This is a genomic window from Haloarcula sp. H-GB4, from assembly GCF_030848575.1.
In the GTDB taxonomy this organism is placed as follows: domain Archaea; phylum Halobacteriota; class Halobacteria; order Halobacteriales; family Haloarculaceae; genus Haloarcula.
The window spans coordinates 248,428-266,102 of record NZ_JAVDDX010000001.1 but is presented as its reverse complement, the minus strand read 5'-3'; the positions used below and the strand labels follow the sequence as shown (position 1 = coordinate 266,102).

Here is a 17,675-nt window from a genome sequence, read left to right as displayed (position 1 = left end):
CCGGGCTTTCAAGGTTGAGAGCCGGGCAAAACACTTATACTCGCTATCGCTCTTTGACCCTTTAAGCGGAGAACTATATAATGAAACTGGCGATGATCGGCTTCGGGCAGGCCGGTGGCAAAATTGTGGACAAATTCCTCGAGTACGACAAGGAAACCGGCTCGGGAATCGTCCGCTCGGCTGTAGCGGTTAATACAGCAAAAGCAGACCTGCTTGGGCTAGAACACATTCCGGAAGAGAATCGAGTGCTCATTGGCCAGGCCCGCGTCAAGGGCCACGGCGTGGGCGCTGACAACGAACTCGGCGCGGAAATCGCCGAAGAGGATATCGACGAGGTGCAGGGTGCGATTGACAACATCCCTGTCCACGAAGTGGATGCCTTCCTCATCGTCGCCGGTCTCGGCGGCGGGACCGGATCGGGCGGGTCGCCGGTCGTCGCGAAACACCTCAAACGGATCTACACCGAACCGGTGTACGGGCTGGGCGTCTTGCCGGGCAGTGACGAGGGTGGCATCTACACCCTCAACGCCGCCCGCTCGTTCCAGACGTTCGTGCGCGAGGTGGACAACCTGATGGTGTTCGACAACGACGCCTGGCGACAGACCGGCGAGTCCGTCGAAGGCGGCTACGACCATATCAACGAGGAGATCGTCCGGCGTTTCGGCGTGCTGTTCGGGGCCGGCGAGATCGAGGCCGGTGACAACGTCGCGGAAAGCGTCGTCGACTCCTCCGAGATCATCAACACGCTCGACGGCGGTGGCGTGTCCACTGTCGGCTACGCCTCCGAGGATGTCGAGGTCTCCTCTGGTGGCGGCGGCCTGCTCTCGCGGTTCAAGGGCGACGATTCGTCCGATGACGGAATGGATACGGCGAACACGACGAACCGAATCACGTCGCTCGTCCGGAAAGCCGCGCTCGGCCGACTGACACTCCCCTGTGAGATTGAAGGTGCAGAGCGTGCCTTGCTCGTGATGGCAGGGCCGCCGAAACACCTGAACCGGAAGGGAATAGAACGCGGTCGGAAGTGGCTCGAGGAGCAGACCGGTTCGATGGAAGTCCGCGGTGGCGACTATCCGACTAACGCCCCGAAAGTGGCCGCATCCATCCTGCTAGCCGGTGTCCACAACGTTCCGCGGATCAAGGAACTCCAGCAGGTCGCCATCGAGGCACAGGACAACATCGACGATATCCGTAACCAAAGCGAAGATAACTTAGAAGACTTAGTCGAAGACGACGAAGATGAACTTGATCCGCTGTTCTAACAAGACCGCCGCACTCCTCTGTGTTGTCGCACTACTCGCGACTGCCGGCACAGCGAGTGCGTTCTCTGTCTCTGCCGACGGAGTCCCGACCGAAACGGCTGTCGGCGAAGAGGTATCGGTGACGTATACGGTAGATGACCCGTTCACCGACGCACCGAACGAGTGGACACTCGCCGGCTCGACCGAGCTCCAGAACGTCAGCTGGACGGTTACCGTGCTGCGTGCAGGTGACCAAGTGGACCAAGAGACCTACGGCGACCAGTCCTTCGAGCAGGATCTGGCGGTTGACAACAACGGGGACGAAGTCCGGATTGAACTCGTTGGCACGACGCCGGGCATCTCGAACTACACGTACGATCCGGCGCAGAACTATCAGGTCGCCACCCTCAGTCGTATCAGCGGGAACAACGAAGATGAGTTCCGCAACGACACCGCGCATCATTACACCGAAGAGAGCCAGGCGGCCAGGCAGGCAATCGATGATGCGCAGGCCGCAATCGACGAAGCCGGTGGGAACGAAGGCGCCGAGGAGCTAGTCAGTAGCGCTATCTCCTCCTACGAGAACGGGAACTTCCAGAACGCTCAGGACCTCGCCGGGCAGGCCGAGAGCCAGGCACAGCAGGCCCAGCAGAGCGCACAGACCCAGCGAACGCTCCTGCTTGTCGGCGGCGGACTCATCGTCCTCCTGTTGCTGGTCGGTGGCGGCTACTACGCGTACTCCCAGATGAGTGAGGACGAATACTCCAAGCTGTAATGCGTCTCGTCGTCCCCGTCTCGGGGTCTGACCCCAAAACGCGACTTGCAGCCGTTCTTTCTCCCGACGAGCGCCGTGATTTTACCGAAGCGATGCTTGCAGACGTCGTCGACGCGGTGACAGCGGCGGGCCACGAACCCGAAGTCATCTCGACAGCGCCCCTCAACTGTGCCGTTCCGGTCACCGTCGACGACCGCGGGCTTGACCCGCTCATCAACGACCTGCTCGCGTCAACAGTGACTGACGGCGAAGGAACACTTGCCGTCGTAATGGCCGACCTCCCGCTCGTGACCCGGGAGAGCATCGAGCGGCTGCTTGCTCCCGAAACTGGCGTGGTGCTGGCCCCGGGCCTCGGCGGCGGGACGAACGCCTTCGTCTGCCGGCATCCGGAGTTCAGGGTCGACTACCACGGCGCGTCTATCCGCGACCACCGCGAGAACGCACGGGACGTGGGAGCCAGCGTTACCGAAGTTGACTCCCGGCGGCTCGCAACCGACATCGATGAACCGGGCGACCTCGCGGAGGTGCTGTTACACAGCGACGGTGCGGCCGCGGATTGGCTTATTGACGCCGGCTTCAATCTGTCGCTCACAGACGGCCGTGTCACCGTCCGCCGCGAGTGAAGGTTTTTGTTCGTGGGGTGCAGACCCCGGGACGTGATACCCGGCACGGACGCGTATGACGTCGCTATCGAGATTCCGGACGCCGACATTGAGCGACTGCTGACGGTGATGCCCGAGGATGTTGAGGCCGCGTCGGCGCTGTCCTACTGTCGGAACGTGTTCCTGCCGCTGACGACCGCCTGCCGCTACACCTGCACCTACTGCACGTACTACGACCCACCGGGGCAGGCGGAGCTGATGGACCGAGAAGAAATCCGGGAGACCTGCCGCCGCGGGGCCGACGCCGGCTGTACCGAGGCGTTGTTTACCTTCGGCGACGACCCGGACGACCGCTACACCGCGGTCCACGACCAGCTCGCCGAGTGGGGCCACGACTCCATCCACGAGTACCTCCGGGAAGCCTGCGAAATCGCGCTGGAAGAGGGGTTGCTCCCGCACGCCAACCCTGGCGACCAGACACGCGAGCAGATGTCCCACGTCGCCGATCTGAACGCCTCGATGGGCGTGATGCTCGAGACGACCACAGAGGTTCAGGCACACGGTGGCCTGCGGGCGAAAAACCCCGGTCAGCGACTCAACACCCTGCGGGTGGCCGGCGAACTCGGCGTTCCGTTCACAACGGGAATTCTCGTCGGCATCGGCGAGGACTGGCACCACCGTGCCGAGAGCTTGCTCGCTATCCGAGAGATGCACGAACGCTACGGCCATATTCAGGAGGTCATCATCCAGCCCGTGGTCGAGAACGAACGCTGGCAGGGCGGGTCCCCCGACCTGGCGACGATGCGCCGGGTGACTTCGATGGCCCGCGCAGCCCTTCCCGAGGCGGTATCCGTACAGGTCCCCCCGAACCTCGCGCCCGCCCAAGACCTGACCGACTGTGGCATCGACGATCTGGGCGGCGTCTCCCCGGTCACAGTCGACCACATCAACCCCGAGTACGAGTGGCCCGCGCTGCAGGAACTGACAGCCGTCGCCGAGGCCGCCGAGGTGCCACTGAGCGAGCGGTTGCCGGTCTACGACCACTTCGTCGACGACGGCTGGCTCTCGGACCCCATTGAGGCAGCTATCGAGGCCGATGATGATGCCGGCGAACGGTTCCGGTCGATACTGGACCGGGGTGTGAATCCAATGACGCTGTGACTCCGACAACAAGAAACAGGGCCGGCTGGACGGTCACAACAGCCAGAACAGACACTGGACAGAAATCACCTAGCAGTCTAGGCGATATCTACACATACGCTGGCGCACCAATATATATCATGCCTGGGCGTGCCTCTGACAGCAGTTCCAGGCAGAATACTCTACAACACCGGCCACGGCCAGTGCCCAGCCGTGGTCCACTAATTCAGTCGAGTAATGGCGTTCCGTCAGCCCTCGGTCCAAGCTGCGGGCCGAGCACGTCAGCGTCGGGGTCGATGATGCGGCGTTGCTCGTAGTCCGTCGAGCGCTCGACGGGCGTCCGGCCAATGGCGGTAATCATGTCGGCGTACTCTTGGAACGACCGGAACTCGCCGTAGTCGCCGCCGGCACGTTTGGTGATCTCTTCGGAGAGAATCGTTCCCATGAAGTCGTCCGCGCCGCAGGTGAGCATCTTCAATCCCTGCGTGTCACCATATTTGACCCACGAGGCCTGAATGTGGTCGACGTTGTCGAGGAAGAGCCGTGAGACGGCGATCAGCAGTTCGTCCTCGTCGATCGTCGCGCCGCCGTCGACCATGCCACGCTCGTACAGCGGCGTCTCCTCGTGGACAAAGGATAACGGGACGAACTCCGTGATTGCGCCGGTCCGGTCCTGCAAGTCACGGATGCGCTTCAGGTGCAGCGCGCGGTGGCGCTCGTTCTCGACGTGGCCGTACATCATTGTCGAGGTCATATCGAGGCCGACTGACGCGGCCGCCTCCATCGCTTCGAGCCACTCGTCAGTACGGATCTTCCCCGGACAGATAACGTCGCGGACCTCGTCGACGAGGATTTCGGCGGCGGTTCCGGGGACACTGTCGAGCCCGGCGTTTTGCAGTCGGCTGAACACCTCCTCATAGGACCAGTCAGTGCCACGGCGGGCGTGATAGGCTTCCTCCGGCGTCATCGAGTGGAGATGAATGTCGCCGACGTTCATCGCCTCGAGCTGTTCGCAGTATGTGGCCGGGTCCGTCTCGTACTCGTCGGGCGAGCGGTAGTTCAGGTCCCTGCGGTCGCTCGTCTCCAGTATCTCTCGGTGTTCGTCGTCCAGCGCGAGCGCGGGGTGAAGCCCGGAGACGGAGCAGACCTCGTAGATGCCCCGGTCGAGGGCGTCTTGTACGATTTCACGGGACTCGCTCGGCGGCTTCGTGAAGCCGCCGTGGTCCTCCTGATAGTCGCTGCGGAACTGCTCGGAGCGGTCCTTGAAGTTACAGAACAGACAGCCAGTGTTGCAGGCCGTCGTGACGTTGTTGTTGAGGTTCGCGACGAACGTGACCTCGTCGCCGACGACCTCGGCCCGGCGGCGGTCGGCCGCTTCGAGTACCTGCTCTTTCCGGTCGTGGTCGATGCCGTCCCGGCCGGTGCCCGTGGTAAAGAGTTCGACAGCGTCGTCAACTGTCAGTCGCGTCCCGTTTCTCGCCTTGGCGAGGGCGTTCTCGAACGACTGGTCAGTCGTCGGACGGTGCTCGAACTCGGTGGAGCCGTCCGGAGTACCGACGGTCTCTGGGACGTCCGGCATTGCTGGACAGGAGGGAAAGAACGGTCAAAAACGTATGGGTACGCACATGGTCCACAAGGTCGGCAGGGTCTGTGTTTCGTGACGCGAGCGGTCAGTACATCAGGTCGGCAATACGCCGCCGATCCAGCCCCCGGTTTCGACGATAACCCAGGCGACGAAGGCCGCATAGGCGCCCAGCAGCGCGTACGATTCGAGTTCACTCAACACGAGGTCGGTCCGAAGGACGGTAAACAGGAGAATCGTTGCTCCGGTCAGGACGCCGAACATCGGCACAGCCATCGCGAAGTCGACGGTCCACGTGCCGGCAATGAGAACGCCAAGCGGGATAGCGACGAGCAGGTCGAACGTGTTCGAGCCGAGAACGTTCGCGAGCGACGTGACCCCGCGGTCGTCACGGGCTGCTCTGACGCTAACGAGCGTGTCGGGGAGACTCGTCGCCGCCGCGAGAATCGTCACGCCAAGCAGGAACTCCTGAACGCCGGCGGCCCGACCAATGACCCTGACGGCGTGGACGAGGTTTTCCACAGCCACGAGGATGACAGCCAAACCCAGCAGGAGGAAGAGCCACTCTCGCCCGACCGAGATGCCGGCGGTCCAGTCCTCTTCGGGGTCGTGGTCGGCCGTATCCTGGTACTGGATGAAAACGTACAGCCCGTAGAGCGCGAGCGGGATCGCCGCCAGCGGTCGCGTGATGACGCCGGTGAGCGTGGCCTCGCCAGGGTAGTAGATGACCGCAAGCGCCATCGTGATGAGCAGGACTGAGACGGCGAGCATGTAGAACTGCGCCTCCTTGTAGACGAGTGTCCGGCTCGATTCGAGTTCGTCGTCCGTAGCGATGCCCGCAGCTGCGGGGATAATGAGAATGTTGAAGATAGCCGAACCGACGATTGCGCCGACGCCAAGCGGCATCGACCCGCCAAGCGCCGCGACGACGACAGTCGCGACCTCCGGGAAACTTGACCCGACGGCGACGATAATCGCGCCCTGGACGACCTCTGGGAGCCCGTAGTACGTCGCGAGCCGTTCACTCGATGATTCGAGCCAGTCGCTCCCTTTCCAGATCGCGACCGTCGCAGCGACGATGATCGCAGCCTCGACCAACAGACTGGAAGCCATCAGGCGGTTAGTCGACAGCCCGACAGAAAACGTTGCCTTCCGAGCGCGAGTGATGCTGTCTGTAACGAATTTTGCTACCGCGAATATCTTACAATAGTTACAGCCAACAGTATGAGAAACGTCTTTGTCCCCGGCGCAAAAGGCGGGCACAATGACGAGCGTCAAGGAATTTCGCGTTGACGAACCGGCGACGGCCGAAGGGCTCGGCCGCGGCGCGTTCGTGTTCACGGACGACTACTCCGTATTCGACTGGGGGAAGATGCCAGACCAGATCCCCGACAAGGGCGCGTCGCTGTGTACGATGGGCGCGTACAACTTCCAACTACTGGAGGAGAACCACGTCCCGACACACTACGAGGGCGTCAGACTCCCCGATAGCGACGAGGTGCTTGACCTCGGCGAGGCGCTGTCGGCCGACGCCGCTCCCGAGGAGATGGTCATCGAACTCACGCAGGTCCCGGACCTCCCCTTCGAGGACGGGAGCTACGACTACGACGCCTACCACGTGGGGGCCGACGAGAACTACCTCATCCCGCTGGAGATCGTCTTCCGGAACCGGGTCGGCGTTGGGTCATCACTTCGGTCCCGGACCGAGCCCGCTGACCACGGCCTCGATTTCGACACCTGGCCCGAGGAAGTCGTCAGCCTCGACGACCCCATCGTGGAGTTCTCAACAAAATACGAGGAACAGGACCGCTACCTCGACCGGGAGGCAGCCGACCGCATTGCCGGCGCGGCCAGCATCGACCGTCTCGAAGAACTGGCTCGGGCAGTCAACCACATCGTCACCGAGCAGGCCGCCGAAGCTGACCTCGTCCACGAAGACGGGAAAATCGAGTGTCTGTACTACGACGGGGAGATCCGCGTGGCCGACGTGGTCGGAACCTTCGACGAAAACCGCTTCTCCTACGGGAGGCAGCAGGTCTCAAAGGAGGTCATCCGCCAGTACCACAAGCGCACCCAGTCAGAGTGGGTCGAAGCCGTGAGCGAGGCCAAGCAGCAGGCCGACACAGAGGGCGTCGCCGACTGGAAAGCACTCTGTGACGAGTCGCCGCAGCCGCTCGACGAGGACGTAATCCAGGTCGCGCGGGACCTCTACTGTGCCGGCACGAACGCCTACGTCGGCGGCGACGTGTTCGACGCGCCATCGCTTGACGAAGCCGTCAGCGCCGCGAGCGAACTCTGAGGATTGTAAAAGACAGCGCGTTTCAGTCGTCAGCCTCTATCTCACCGTCGTCCTCGGCGACGAACTCGCCAAGGCCGTCGATGGGACGGTCAGGGTTCAGCTGATCGAGTTTCTCCGGTGCACCAAGCTGGGCCGAGGTCTCCTCGGGGTCCCGCAGTTTCGTCCGGCCGCGGTGGACGTTCACCTCGTCGTTGAGGTGGAGCTTGATGGCCTCGATGAGCGCCTCAGCTTCCAGCGGCTGACCGATCTGCTGGAGTTCTTCTTCGGTGGCGTCGTCGGGGACGTTGAACGCGCGCTGGGTGATGATTGGTCCCTGATCCAGATCCGTCGTCACGTAGTGGGCCGTGACGCCGGCAATGCGGACGCCTTCCTCGATGGCCTGCATGTATGCCGACGCGCCGGGGAAGGCGGGCAGCAGGCTCGGGTGGACGTTGATGATCCGGCTCTCGTACCGGAAGACGACATCGGGCGAGAGGATGCGCATATACCGGGCCAGCGCGATGAGGTCGGCGTCGTACTGCGCGAGCAGATCAAGCAGTTGGTCCTCATCCGGCGTCCCCTTCTCGTCGCCGATATCGTGGAACGGAACATCGTATTTGGCCGCCAGCGGCTCAAGGTCATCGTGGTTCCCGATGACCACCTCGATGTCGGCCCCGAGGTCGCCGTTGGCCCACGCCTCGAACAGCGCCTCGAGACAGTGGGACTCCTTCGTAACGAGGACGGCGATGGTCTGGGTCTCGCGGTCAGCGGGGAACCGGACCTGCACGTCGACGCCGAGGTCGTCGCCGAGTTCGGTGAGGTCTTCGCGGAGTTTCTCTTCCGTCGTCACCATCCCGGACGTGTCGACGCGCATGGTCATCCGGAAGACCCCCTCCCGGACGGCCTGGTCAAGGTCCTCGATGTTGATGCTGCGCTCGAACAGGAGCGAGGTCACTTCGGCGATGAGGCCGGTGTCGTCCTCACCGACGACCGTAATCTCGGTCAAACCGCGAGTCACGATACCCACCTCCGGACAGCGTCGTGATTCATTTGACGCAGAGTCGGCAGTCCCACGGCAAAAGCCTTCGTTTTCAACCTAGCGTTGACACCAACCCTTTGTATATCGGTCCGCGTACGTACAGCCGTAATGAGTGATTTGCCGACCGTTCTCTGTGTCCACCCGGACGCCGACGAGCGCGCCGAGACAGCCGATGCGCTTGCCGACGCCGGACTCGCTGTCGAGGAAGTCAGGTCCCTCGATACGCTGACCGCAGTACTTGACCGGTCGGTCGACTGCGTTGTGACGGCCTTCGATCTTCCAGACGGAGACGGGTTCGACGTGGTCGATGCAGTCCGTGCGGTGAACCCGGACTGTGTTGTGACGCTCTATACGGAACACGCACCGTCGGATCTCCCCCGCGGCGGGCCCGAGCAGGTTGTCGAATACGTGCCGCGGGCAGTCCCGGAGTCCCGGGAGCGGCTTGCGGATGTCGCTGCCATGGCTGCCGCCGAGGTAACGCAGGCGGCCTATCCCGTTCCGGAGACCGAGACGGAGCGGCTAGCCGCTGTCCAACAGTACGACGTCGACCAACTGGCGGCAATCGACGCGTTCGACCGGCTGACAGCGCTCATGACCAGTCACTTCGACATCGACGTGGCCTTTGTCGGGCTTATGGACGAGCACGAGGAGCGGTTCGTGGCGTGTGAGGGGGCCAACTGGCGGACCCTCGCCCGCGAGGACTCCATCTGTACCCATACGATTCTCTCTGACGAAACGATGGTCGTCGAGGACACCCACGAAGACCCCCGCTTCGGCGAGGTCGATGCACTGAAACAGCTCAACATCAGGTCCTACGCCGGCGTCCGAATCACGGACAAGGAAAGGAATGCGATCGGTGCCGTCTGTTGCACCGACGGCGAACCGCGGCGTTACACCCAGACTGAACTGGACGATCTCCAGCGGTTCGCTGACGAGGTCGAGGAACAACTGCTGTTGCGACGCCGGCTGCAGGGGGATCACTGATGTCACAGCGACGAGACGACCGGTACACGTTCGACGGCCTGCCGCTGAATCCGGTCGAACCGGGGACGAGCCTGCTCGTGACCGGCCCTGTTCTGAGCGGTGCGCGGGAGATGGGACTGCGACTACTCTGCAGTCCCGATACCAACGACGGAACCGTCCTCGTCGCAACAGACAGCGACGCCACGACGATATTGGCAGACTTCGAGCGCCACGGGGGTGCGCTCGACCGCGAGCGGGTCCGTGTTATCGATTGCGTACAGGAGAGCAGCGACCTGCCAGAAGACAGCGTCTCCGCGGTCAACACGCCGGCGGACCTGACCGGTATCGGTATCGAGTACTCCGGCCAGTATGAATCGACGTACGCCAGCGGCTACACGCGGGTCCGAACCGGGATCATCACGCTGACGCCGCTGCTCGTCTATTGCGACGACGTGCGGGCAGTGTACCGGTTCCTCAACACGATCACCGGCCGGATCGGAACCGCTAACGGCCTTGGTGTCTGCGTGCTTGACCCGAACGCCCACGAGGAGCAGGTCGTCGAAAGCGTGGCACGGTTTTTCGACGGGCGGGTCGACGTTCGCGCCGACCAGGGCGACCTCGATCTCCGAGTGGCTGGCCTGCGTGACCAGCCAACCAACTGGACGCCTGTCGGGACGTGACCTGCCGGGAGAACACAAGCGTTTTCTCCGCTGCCCGCTCGCTTGCCAGTAATGACTGCCTTTACCGTGACTGTCACCGTCCGGCTCAAGCGGGGCGTCCTCGACCCCGAAGCCGAGACGACACAGCGCTCGCTGGAACGCCTCGGCTTCGACCTGAACGACCTCCGTTCAGCTGACGTGTTCGAGTTGGATCTCGACGCCGACAGCGCCGACGACGCGGCCGAGCGCGCCGAGGAGATGGCCGAGCGGCTTCTGGCGAACCCCACCATCCACGACTACGACGTTGAGGTGACCGAGACAGAATGACCAGCGCCTCGAAACGGACGGCAGTGACCTGTTCCCACACAGGGTGGTCTCTGTGACTATTGCCGTCATCCAGTTCGGCGGCTCGAACTGCGACCGCGACGCTGTCCAGGCCCTAGAATCGCTGGGCTTTGACGCCGAGCGCGTCTGGCACGAGGACGGGCTTCCCGAGGATGTCGAGGGTGTCGTCCTCCCCGGCGGCTTCTCCTACGGCGATTACCTCCGTGCCGGCGCGATGGCCGCCCGTTCGCCAATCATGGCTGACATTCGGGAAGCCGCAAGCGAGGGGACGCCGGTGCTTGGCATCTGCAACGGCGCACAGATCGGCTGCGAGTCGTCGCTGACCCCTGGCGCATTCACGACCAATGAGAGCGCCCGCTTCCAGTGTGAACACGTCCACCTGCGCGTCGAGAACGCCGACACGCCCTGGACCAGCCAGTACGAGGAGGGTGACATCGTCGAACTCCCGATCGCTCACGGCGAAGGCCGCTATGAGATCGACGACGAGCGGCTGGATGAACTCGAGGCTGAGGACCGGATTCTGTTCAAGTACTGCGACGAGGACGGGACTGTCACACCCGAAGCGAACCCGAACGGCTCGAAGCATAGCGTGGCCGGCGTCACCGACGAAGCCGAGCACGTCGCCGTCATGATGCCCCACCCGGAGCGGGCGACACTTTCGGACCTCGGGCGGACCGACGGCCGCGGCGTTCTCACAGGCTTCGCTGAGTGATGTTCGCAGACGAAACTGTCAGTGCGGCGGTTTGATAATCGACTAGGACACATCCGAACAGCCGCGCAGCTATCTGGTTTTATTGCAAAGGGGAAGGGACCAGCGGAGCGTGTGACATAGTCCGGCGGTCCCTATATCGACCTTGGCGGTCAAGCCGTATAAATACATGCGTACCGGAGTGGAAGTGTAATCCACAGTTACAGTCGGCGAGCACGCTGATCGGGGCCAGCCGACCTGCAGTGATGGAGTCGGTCCGTCTGGAATGACAGTCCGACCGTGTCGCCGACTGACGGCGGATCGTCGGCGAAAGCGTCGACGGTGACATCGTCAAACGAGAGCGTCACTCTGCTGGTCGCGTCTTCGCGGACGATCCGTTCAACAAAGGCCCGTATATCGCCGGAATCGCTGATCGTGATAGCTTCCGGTCGTATCGCAGCGTGACTGTCGCCATCACTCTCTGCCGGGGCGCTCCCGTCCAGCAATCGGCGCAGAGACGGGGCTGACGAGAGTTCGATAGTGTTGGCACCGGTGAAATCGGCGACCATCGGCGAAGCGGGTCGTTCGAACACTTCCTCGGGCGTTCCGGTCTGAACGATGCGTCCGTCGCACATCACCGCGATACGGTCGGCGAGCGCCCTGGCTGTTGTTCGGTTATGCGTGACGTATACCGATGTCACGTCGGCGAGCACGTCTGCCAAGTCGTCTCGCAGCGTCTGTCGGGTTGGGACATCTAGCGCTGCGAGTGGCTCATCGAGCAGCATAACCCCCGGCTGGATAGCGAGCGCTCGAGCGAGCCCCACTCGTTGTTTTTCCCCACCCGACAGCGTGGGTGGGTATCGGTCCGAGAGATGGCTTACCCCCAGTTCTGTCAGCAGCGCATCGGGATCGCCCGTTTCGTCGTGGTACCGGGTTCCGTAGACGACATTCTCCCTGACAGTCATATGCGGGAAGAGGGCGTAGTCCTGAAACACGAATCCGAAGTCGCGTCGCTCAGGCGGCAAGTCGGTGAGTTGACGGCCGTCAGACGCAACGAACCCGTCATGTTCGTGAAATCCAGCCACGGTTTCTAACAAGAGGGTCTTCCCGCTACCGCTTGGTCCCAGAATCACGACACTCTCGCCCGGTTCGACTTCGATTTCAGCGTCGACGGTGAACGCTTCGGCTCCATCGGCCGTGAACGTCGCCTCGACAGCGGCGTTTAGTCCGTTCATGGCATCCCTCCGGTGGCCGAGCCGTCATCGGTGAGATACCTGACGATGAGGAAGATAACGGCCGAGACGGCCAACAGCAGGAACGCGACAGCACCACTCTCCGCGAGGCCGCCCTGAAGGTAGGTGTTGTAGACGAACACCGGAGCGTGCTGGGCAGTGACCTCGCCGCCTTCGGGCGGGTAGAAGAACGACACCGAGTAGGCGACGACGGCGACCGCACCGAACTCCGAGACGGCGCGAGCCCAGGCAAGAACGCCGCCAGTGACCATTCCACGGAAGGCCAGCGGCCCAGTGACACGACGGAACGTCGCCCACTTGTTCGCGCCGTGGACCCGCGACGCGTATTCGAGTCGGGTGTCGATAGCCTCGAACGACTCCCGGGTCGCGTTCACCGCGTAGGGGGCCGAGACGAACGTCATCGCGAGCACCATCCCGAACATCGTCCCGAGCACGGAGAACTGCGGGAACGCACCACCTTTCCCAAACCCGAACAGAATGAGGATGCCCGCGACCGAGTGCGGGACGACCAGCGGGAGGTCCACGAGACTCTCGACGAACGGTTGCCCCGGGAACCCCTCTGCGAGGAGATGTGCCAGTGGCACACCGAGGACCAGGCTGAGAACGGCCGCCAACAGCGGCCCATAAACCCCAAGGTAGAGGACTCGGTGGACGCCTGGGTCCGCCGCTTTCTCGGCGACAAGCGAGGGGTTCTGCCGGGCAACGAAGAGGAACAGTGGGAGCCCGAGCGCGACCGTGAGAATGCTCCCGACGGTCGCCGTTGCGACGGTGAACGAGGAGCCGTCGAGGTAGTACGCGGTGACGGCAGTGCTCCCGACCATGAAGTATGCGTACCAGGTCGGTCGTCCGTAAGTGTAGGCCGCAACGAACGCGACCGCCTGTAGCGCGATGAAGGCGGCAACGAGCGGCCGCGTGCCGACGCGTTCACGGCCAAATCGGGGGTCGGTTTCAGTTGCCATCGTACGGTGTCTCGTATTCGTGAGCTATCGACCGCAACGGTGTGACCACTTACAGCTCCAGCGGACCGAGGTTGCTCTGCGCGCTAGCGACGTTCATCACGCGGTCAGGAACGGCGTCTTCCCCGCTCGCTGGGACGACGATGGGGTCGACCGGGACGAGCCCCTGGTCCTCCAGGATCGTCCGGCCCGCGTCGCTCGCGAAGTACTCCACCCACTGCGCCCCACGTCCGGGCGCCTCCGCGACGTTCGGGACCGTCATGCCGTAGGCGATGGGTGCGCCGGTGAATGTCCCGCTGCCGGTCTCGACCTCGGCTTTCGCGTAGTGCGTCGCGTACTCGCTGGTTGCCTGTGAGAGGTCCACCTCCGACTGCAGGTCGATGAACGGCTTGTCGGCGGTGCTGGAGATGGACTGATAGTAGAACACGTAGTCCAGTTCGCCGGACTCCAGTTGGCCTTCGAGGTTCGTCTCCGTACCGGTCGGCACCACAGAGTTGTCACGCAGGGCCTGGTAGGTCGACTCGTCGTAGAGGCGCTCCCCGTTGAACTCCTCCTTGCCGAGTTGCTGTGTCATGACCGCACGGTAGCCGCCGGGGTCGACGGCCGGGTCGGAGTGCCCGATAGTGATGTCGTCGCGAGTCAGCACTTCCCACCAGTTGTCCTTCGAGATATCTCCCGCGCCGGGTGAGTCTTCACGGTACTGTATCGACATCGAGTTGGTCGTGAAGATCGCGTACCAGTCCCCGAAATCTGGGAGAATGCGGTCGCGGATGAGGCGGAAGTCGGAAACGCCCAGAACGTCGGCCGTTCGGCCCTGCTGTGTGATTTTCTGTGTCGACGCAACCGATCCCTTTGCCTCGCGGGTGACATCGACACCGTACTCGTCCTCAAACTCCGGTTCGGCTGAACTGAACGGCGGCGCGAGGCTCCCCGCGTGGAATATCGTCATCGAATCACCCATCGACGACTCGGTTGTCGCCGACTCGGTCATCGAATCCGTCCCGTCGGCCATGCCGTCGTCCGTGTCTGTGGCACCGCCCGATTCGCCGTCGCCGCCGCCATCTCCACCACCGCTACAGCCCGCTAACGCGGTCAGTGTTGCCGCGCCAGCCCCGGTGAGAAACGCTCTCCGGGTCGTTCGTCGTCGTGAATTACCGCGTGCGGTGTCGGAGTTCGGTCGTTGTGTCATGGGAGATACTTCCAGTTCAATCGTGATAGTCATAAAATCTTTGACCACACTCCGCCTGGCGTTCGTATGGACGCGACTGCGGACGTCGAAGTGCAACTGGAGCAGGGCGACGTGGCGCTGACCGCCCGCGACCGGACGCTCCTGCAGGCGGTCGCCGCCCACGGGTCACTGAACGCCGCCGCCGACGCGCTGGGCAGATCGTACGCTCACGCCCAGCGTCGCATCGTGGAACTGGAGGACGCCTTCGGCCCGCTGGTCGACCGCAGTCGAGGTGGCAGCGGTGGCGGCGGCAGCGAACTTACAGTGACGGCCGAGCAACTGCTGGCCCGCTTTCAGCGGCTACAGGCCGAGTTCGATGGGGTAGCGACGGCGGAGGAGACGGTCCTGCGAGGGACTGTGGTGAACCGTGACGGCGAACTTGCGACCGTCGAGACCCCGCCGGGGACGGTCCGTGCCATCGTCGACACTGAAGCGTGTCCCGGTGACGCGGTGGAGGTCGGCATCCGCGCCGACACGGTGACGCTGAACGCACCGCCCGAGGCCCCAGAGTCGACGGGGACGAGCGCACGCAACCAGTTCGCGGGGACCGTCGAGCGTATCGACGAGGGGACATCTATCGCGCTGGTCGCACTGGCAGTCGACCCGACCACGACACTGTCAGCGCTCGTGACCGACACGAGCCTCGACAAACTCGACATCACCACGGGCTCGGAACTCGTCGCTTCGTTCAAAGCAACCGCGACCGCCGGCGTCATTCCAGCTCTCGACCAGTCGCGGTCGGATGAGTCATCGTAAGCAACCAAAAGGCAGCGTCTAAGTGGAGCCTCAGAGACCCCAGCCGGACGGCAGCAGGTCTGACTGACAGGCACTGCAGGCGACCATTCCGTCGCCGTCGATACACTGTCGCTGTTCACCGCACAGGTCACACTCTGTGACCGTCCCGCGTGTATTGAAACTGCGCCTGTCCTGGTCACCGTTCGGGGTCATATCGAACAGTGTTATGCGCGAAAGACGGATAAGCGTTGGTCGACAGGCCGTCACATGGTTTCTGGCGCTCGAAGTGCCTATCGAGCGAGCGGGAGCGAGTAGCTGCGCTCGCGTTCGATGACGGCGTCCCACGTCGCCTCGCATTCGCAACTTACCTGCTCGAACACCGACGGGTCCTGCCGGAGGTCGAAGTCCTTGATAGCGCGCTGGAGTTTGTCGTCACACTCGCCGCAGTTGTGCGGGCCGCGGTCGCTGCCGTGGCCGACTGGGTCCGAAACGACGATGACATCCTCGTCGGCGGTCGATTCCAGCACGTCGGCGACCGACCAGAGCCACGGCGGCCGGTAGCCGCCCTCGTGGTATAGTTCCTCGACCATCGTGTAGCGCTGGACGTTACAGGGGTTCATCGAGACGGTGTGACAGCCGTCGACGGCCGCACAGCGTCGCACTGACCGCTTCATGTCTTCGACGGCCTCGGCTTCGGAGAGGAACGGAGGCTTCATCAACAGGTACGCCTTGACGCCAGCACCGGCGGCCTGTGCTGCCTTGGAGGCTTCCTCGAAGTCGGCAAAGTCGAAGTACTTGTTCACGCAGTCGTGTCGGACGCGGTCGGTCGCGGTTTCGAGGCCGACCGCCACGTCCGTCTCTAGACCCACATCGACGAAGTCGCCGACGGTCTCCTCGTCGACGAAATCCGGCAGCGACTCGACGACGATGCGCTCGCGGTCCGCGAAGGTTTCGGCGATAGCCTGCCGCGTCTCTGCTGGGACTTCGCGCTCGTCGAGGAAGCTCCCGGAGGTGTAGATCTTGATGAGGCCGCTCTGCTCGTCGCTGTTCTCGCTCTCGTGGTCCAGACAGTGCTGGATCTGAGCCATGAGGTCCTCGTGGGCAACGGTCCCGCCTTCGACACTCTCGGCGACGTAGCCACACATCGTACAGCCGCCGGCACGCGCCCACCGGCAGCCGCCGGTATTCAGGATGATGGTCAGGCTCTGGTAGACACCGTCAGGTGTGTTGTCCTCGTCGAGCCACACGCGGGTCGGCTCGCGAGGGTCGTAGGTGGAGTCGTTGCGCGACCGGATGTCACGCATCACGGAGTTGTGGGCGTCCATGCCCTTGCCCTCCTCGTAGACTTCAGGACTCGGTTTGCTCATTACGCCGTCCTTGCCGACGGGCGTGTATAGCTCCTGTGTTCGCCGTTCGGTCGGTGTCTCGTTTGGAGGGACAGCAGTGTGTGATTGCGGACCATACAGTACGAACAGCCGGGGCTTTCTGGCTCGCCGTACCAGTCGCTGCTAAACGAAACACGATCGGGGCAACAGCATCAACACCTCTGGGGTCGTGTCGAAAACCGACACGAACGGCTTGTAGACGCCTACGAGTGCCCGGAACTGTGGGACGGTCGTTGAGCGACCGCAGAACTACCATATGTATGGCGAGAGCACTATGCGACCACCCCGGGTGCCAGAAATAGGAGCGAGAGACGGCGTCCGGCGACACATCGATATTGAGCGGGAACGGGGGGCTGCTGGCGTGGCTGCGGTCACTGTTCTGACTGCCGCCGCGCTCTCGTCGGGACGGGCCTGCCTAGCGCCACCCAGAGCCCGCCACCGACGACGGCGCCGATGGCGTTTGCCATCGCATCGGCTCCGCTAAGTGACCGCGAGGGGGTCAGTCCCTGCAGGAGTTCGATGCCGCCGCCGTAGCAGGCGGCGAGAGCGACCACTGGCACCACTGCGGCCAGTGTCCGACTCCCACGAGCCCGCGCAAGGAGCCACGCGAGTACCGCGTAGCTACCGGCGTGGACCCACTTGTCGAGTGCGACGCCGAGCAGCACCGGGATCGGCCTGCCAGCCTCGGGCGCGGGGAGCAGCGAGACGACAAGCAGTAGCAGCGCGAACGCAACAGCGGGCAGGAACCGTCGCGGGACTAACCGGGCCATAGCTGGTGTCGGCCCCCGTCGTCGATAAGCCCCCCG

The 17,675-nt window shown here is 63.4% G+C and carries 19 protein-coding genes; 10 read left to right on the top strand and 9 right to left on the bottom strand.

Features of this window, described 5'->3' with window-relative positions:
• Positions 1–80 precede the first annotated feature (80 nt).
• From RBH20_RS01390 to cofG, 4 genes are read left to right on the top strand one after another with little or no spacing between them, the layout of a single operon-like run.
• Positions 81–1,262 carry a tubulin/FtsZ family protein gene (locus RBH20_RS01390; RefSeq protein ID WP_306704751.1) on the top strand — a complete coding sequence of 394 codons (1,182 nt, stop codon included), beginning with the start codon at positions 81–83 and terminating at the stop codon, positions 1,260–1,262.
• Positions 1,240–2,016, top strand: a complete 777-nt coding sequence (locus tag RBH20_RS01385) for a hypothetical protein (protein WP_306704749.1) — start codon at positions 1,240–1,242, stop codon at positions 2,014–2,016. The genes RBH20_RS01390 and RBH20_RS01385 overlap by 23 nt, the downstream gene beginning before the upstream one ends.
• Complete coding sequence (cofC, locus tag RBH20_RS01380; RefSeq protein ID WP_306704747.1) at positions 2,016–2,639, top strand: 2-phospho-L-lactate guanylyltransferase; 624 nt, start codon at positions 2,016–2,018, stop codon at positions 2,637–2,639. Before RBH20_RS01385 ends, cofC begins: the two co-directional genes overlap by 1 nt.
• Positions 2,640–2,672: 33 nt before the next feature.
• Positions 2,673–3,779: a 7,8-didemethyl-8-hydroxy-5-deazariboflavin synthase subunit CofG gene (gene cofG / locus RBH20_RS01375; RefSeq protein ID WP_306704745.1), complete on the top strand. Its 1,107-nt coding sequence runs from the start codon at positions 2,673–2,675 to the stop codon at positions 3,777–3,779.
• Positions 3,780–3,984: 205 nt separating this feature from the next.
• Here cofG and cofH read toward each other — a convergent pair whose 3' ends face one another.
• Complete coding sequence (gene cofH / locus RBH20_RS01370) at positions 3,985–5,337, bottom strand: 7,8-didemethyl-8-hydroxy-5-deazariboflavin synthase subunit CofH (RefSeq protein WP_306704743.1); 1,353 nt, start codon at positions 5,335–5,337, stop codon at positions 3,985–3,987.
• A gap of 99 nt (positions 5,338–5,436) precedes the next feature.
• Positions 5,437–6,453 carry a sodium:calcium antiporter gene (locus RBH20_RS01365; RefSeq protein ID WP_306704741.1) on the bottom strand — a complete coding sequence of 339 codons (1,017 nt, stop codon included), beginning with the start codon at positions 6,451–6,453 and terminating at the stop codon, positions 5,437–5,439.
• A gap of 151 nt (positions 6,454–6,604) precedes the next feature.
• Between RBH20_RS01365 and RBH20_RS01360 the strand changes: the two genes are divergently transcribed.
• The gene (locus RBH20_RS01360) at positions 6,605–7,639 is read left to right on the top strand and encodes a phosphoribosylaminoimidazolesuccinocarboxamide synthase (protein ID WP_306704738.1); all 1,035 of its coding nucleotides are present in this window, start codon (positions 6,605–6,607) and stop codon (positions 7,637–7,639) included.
• Positions 7,640–7,661: 22 nt separating this feature from the next.
• Here the strand turns inward: RBH20_RS01360 and RBH20_RS01355 are convergent, their stop codons facing one another.
• Positions 7,662–8,645, bottom strand: coding sequence for a formyltetrahydrofolate deformylase (locus RBH20_RS01355; protein ID WP_306704736.1), 984 nt, complete (start codon positions 8,643–8,645; stop codon positions 7,662–7,664).
• 120 nt (positions 8,646–8,765) lie between these two features.
• On the opposite strand from RBH20_RS01355, the gene RBH20_RS01350 reads away from it, so the two are divergent.
• Genes RBH20_RS01350 through purQ form a run of 4 tightly spaced genes read left to right on the top strand, consistent with a single transcriptional unit; the run spans position 8,766 to position 11,336 of the window.
• Complete coding sequence (locus RBH20_RS01350; RefSeq protein ID WP_306704734.1) at positions 8,766–9,641, top strand: GAF domain-containing protein; 876 nt, start codon at positions 8,766–8,768, stop codon at positions 9,639–9,641.
• Complete coding sequence (locus RBH20_RS01345; RefSeq protein WP_306704732.1) at positions 9,641–10,300, top strand: hypothetical protein; 660 nt, start codon at positions 9,641–9,643, stop codon at positions 10,298–10,300. Before RBH20_RS01350 ends, RBH20_RS01345 begins: the two co-directional genes overlap by 1 nt.
• A gap of 51 nt (positions 10,301–10,351) precedes the next feature.
• A complete protein-coding gene (purS, locus tag RBH20_RS01340) occupies positions 10,352–10,606 on the top strand; it encodes a phosphoribosylformylglycinamidine synthase subunit PurS (protein ID WP_306704730.1) in 255 nt (84 codons plus the stop codon).
• 52 nt (positions 10,607–10,658) lie between these two features.
• The gene (purQ, locus tag RBH20_RS01335; protein ID WP_306704728.1) at positions 10,659–11,336 is read left to right on the top strand and encodes a phosphoribosylformylglycinamidine synthase I; all 678 of its coding nucleotides are present in this window, start codon (positions 10,659–10,661) and stop codon (positions 11,334–11,336) included.
• 197 nt (positions 11,337–11,533) lie between these two features.
• Here purQ and RBH20_RS01330 read toward each other — a convergent pair whose 3' ends face one another.
• The 3 genes from RBH20_RS01330 to RBH20_RS01320 are packed head-to-tail and all read right to left on the bottom strand — an operon-like array spanning position 11,534 to position 14,710.
• Positions 11,534–12,547 (bottom strand): ABC transporter ATP-binding protein, encoded by a 1,014-nt coding sequence (locus RBH20_RS01330; protein ID WP_306704726.1) that lies wholly within the window; start codon positions 12,545–12,547, stop codon positions 11,534–11,536.
• Positions 12,544–13,524: an ABC transporter permease gene (locus tag RBH20_RS01325; protein WP_306704724.1), complete on the bottom strand. Its 981-nt coding sequence runs from the start codon at positions 13,522–13,524 to the stop codon at positions 12,544–12,546. Before RBH20_RS01325 ends, RBH20_RS01330 begins: the two co-directional genes overlap by 4 nt.
• Positions 13,525–13,573: 49 nt before the next feature.
• Positions 13,574–14,710 (bottom strand): extracellular solute-binding protein, encoded by a 1,137-nt coding sequence (locus tag RBH20_RS01320; RefSeq protein ID WP_306704722.1) that lies wholly within the window; start codon positions 14,708–14,710, stop codon positions 13,574–13,576.
• A gap of 66 nt (positions 14,711–14,776) precedes the next feature.
• Between RBH20_RS01320 and RBH20_RS01315 the strand changes: the two genes are divergently transcribed.
• On the top strand, positions 14,777–15,505 hold the full coding sequence (locus RBH20_RS01315; protein WP_306704721.1) for a TOBE domain-containing protein: 729 nt from the start codon (positions 14,777–14,779) through the stop codon (positions 15,503–15,505).
• Positions 15,506–15,535: 30 nt separating this feature from the next.
• On the opposite strand, the gene RBH20_RS01310 is transcribed toward RBH20_RS01315, so the two are convergent.
• The 3 genes from RBH20_RS01310 to RBH20_RS01300 all read right to left on the bottom strand — a co-directional run bounded on the left by RBH20_RS01310 (position 15,536) and on the right by RBH20_RS01300 (position 17,639).
• A complete protein-coding gene (locus RBH20_RS01310; RefSeq protein ID WP_170083976.1) occupies positions 15,536–15,697 on the bottom strand; it encodes a hypothetical protein in 162 nt (53 codons plus the stop codon).
• Between the two features lie 77 nt (positions 15,698–15,774).
• Positions 15,775–16,851 (bottom strand): archaeosine biosynthesis radical SAM protein RaSEA, encoded by a 1,077-nt coding sequence (locus RBH20_RS01305; protein WP_306704720.1) that lies wholly within the window; start codon positions 16,849–16,851, stop codon positions 15,775–15,777.
• 389 nt (positions 16,852–17,240) lie between these two features.
• Positions 17,241–17,639, bottom strand: coding sequence for a VanZ family protein (locus RBH20_RS01300; protein ID WP_306704718.1), 399 nt, complete (start codon positions 17,637–17,639; stop codon positions 17,241–17,243).
• Between the last annotated feature and the right edge of the window lie 36 nt (positions 17,640–17,675).

Bases quoted from the DNA above. Each gene is read 5' to 3' on its own strand.
- RBH20_RS01310 (WP_170083976.1), bottom strand. From the start codon at position 15,697: ATGACCCCGAACGGTGACCAGGACAGGCGCAGTTTCAATACACGCGGG.
- RBH20_RS01325 (WP_306704724.1), bottom strand. From the start codon at position 13,524: ATGGCAACTGAAACCGACCCCCGATTTGGCCGTGAACGCGTCGGCACG.
- RBH20_RS01385 (WP_306704749.1), top strand. From the start codon at position 1,240: ATGAACTTGATCCGCTGTTCTAACAAGACCGCCGCACTCCTCTGTGTT.
- RBH20_RS01305 (WP_306704720.1), bottom strand. From the start codon at position 16,851: ATGAGCAAACCGAGTCCTGAAGTCTACGAGGAGGGCAAGGGCATGGAC.
- cofH (WP_306704743.1), bottom strand. From the start codon at position 5,337: ATGCCGGACGTCCCAGAGACCGTCGGTACTCCGGACGGCTCCACCGAG.
- RBH20_RS01300 (WP_306704718.1), bottom strand. From the start codon at position 17,639: ATGGCCCGGTTAGTCCCGCGACGGTTCCTGCCCGCTGTTGCGTTCGCG.
- RBH20_RS01360 (WP_306704738.1), top strand. From the start codon at position 6,605: ATGACGAGCGTCAAGGAATTTCGCGTTGACGAACCGGCGACGGCCGAA.
- RBH20_RS01345 (WP_306704732.1), top strand. From the start codon at position 9,641: ATGTCACAGCGACGAGACGACCGGTACACGTTCGACGGCCTGCCGCTG.
- RBH20_RS01315 (WP_306704721.1), top strand. From the start codon at position 14,777: ATGGACGCGACTGCGGACGTCGAAGTGCAACTGGAGCAGGGCGACGTG.
- RBH20_RS01350 (WP_306704734.1), top strand. From the start codon at position 8,766: ATGAGTGATTTGCCGACCGTTCTCTGTGTCCACCCGGACGCCGACGAG.
- cofC (WP_306704747.1), top strand. From the start codon at position 2,016: ATGCGTCTCGTCGTCCCCGTCTCGGGGTCTGACCCCAAAACGCGACTT.
- RBH20_RS01390 (WP_306704751.1), top strand. From the start codon at position 81: ATGAAACTGGCGATGATCGGCTTCGGGCAGGCCGGTGGCAAAATTGTG.
- RBH20_RS01365 (WP_306704741.1), bottom strand. From the start codon at position 6,453: ATGGCTTCCAGTCTGTTGGTCGAGGCTGCGATCATCGTCGCTGCGACG.
- RBH20_RS01330 (WP_306704726.1), bottom strand. From the start codon at position 12,547: ATGAACGGACTAAACGCCGCTGTCGAGGCGACGTTCACGGCCGATGGA.
- purS (WP_306704730.1), top strand. From the start codon at position 10,352: ATGACTGCCTTTACCGTGACTGTCACCGTCCGGCTCAAGCGGGGCGTC.
- RBH20_RS01320 (WP_306704722.1), bottom strand. From the start codon at position 14,710: ATGACACAACGACCGAACTCCGACACCGCACGCGGTAATTCACGACGA.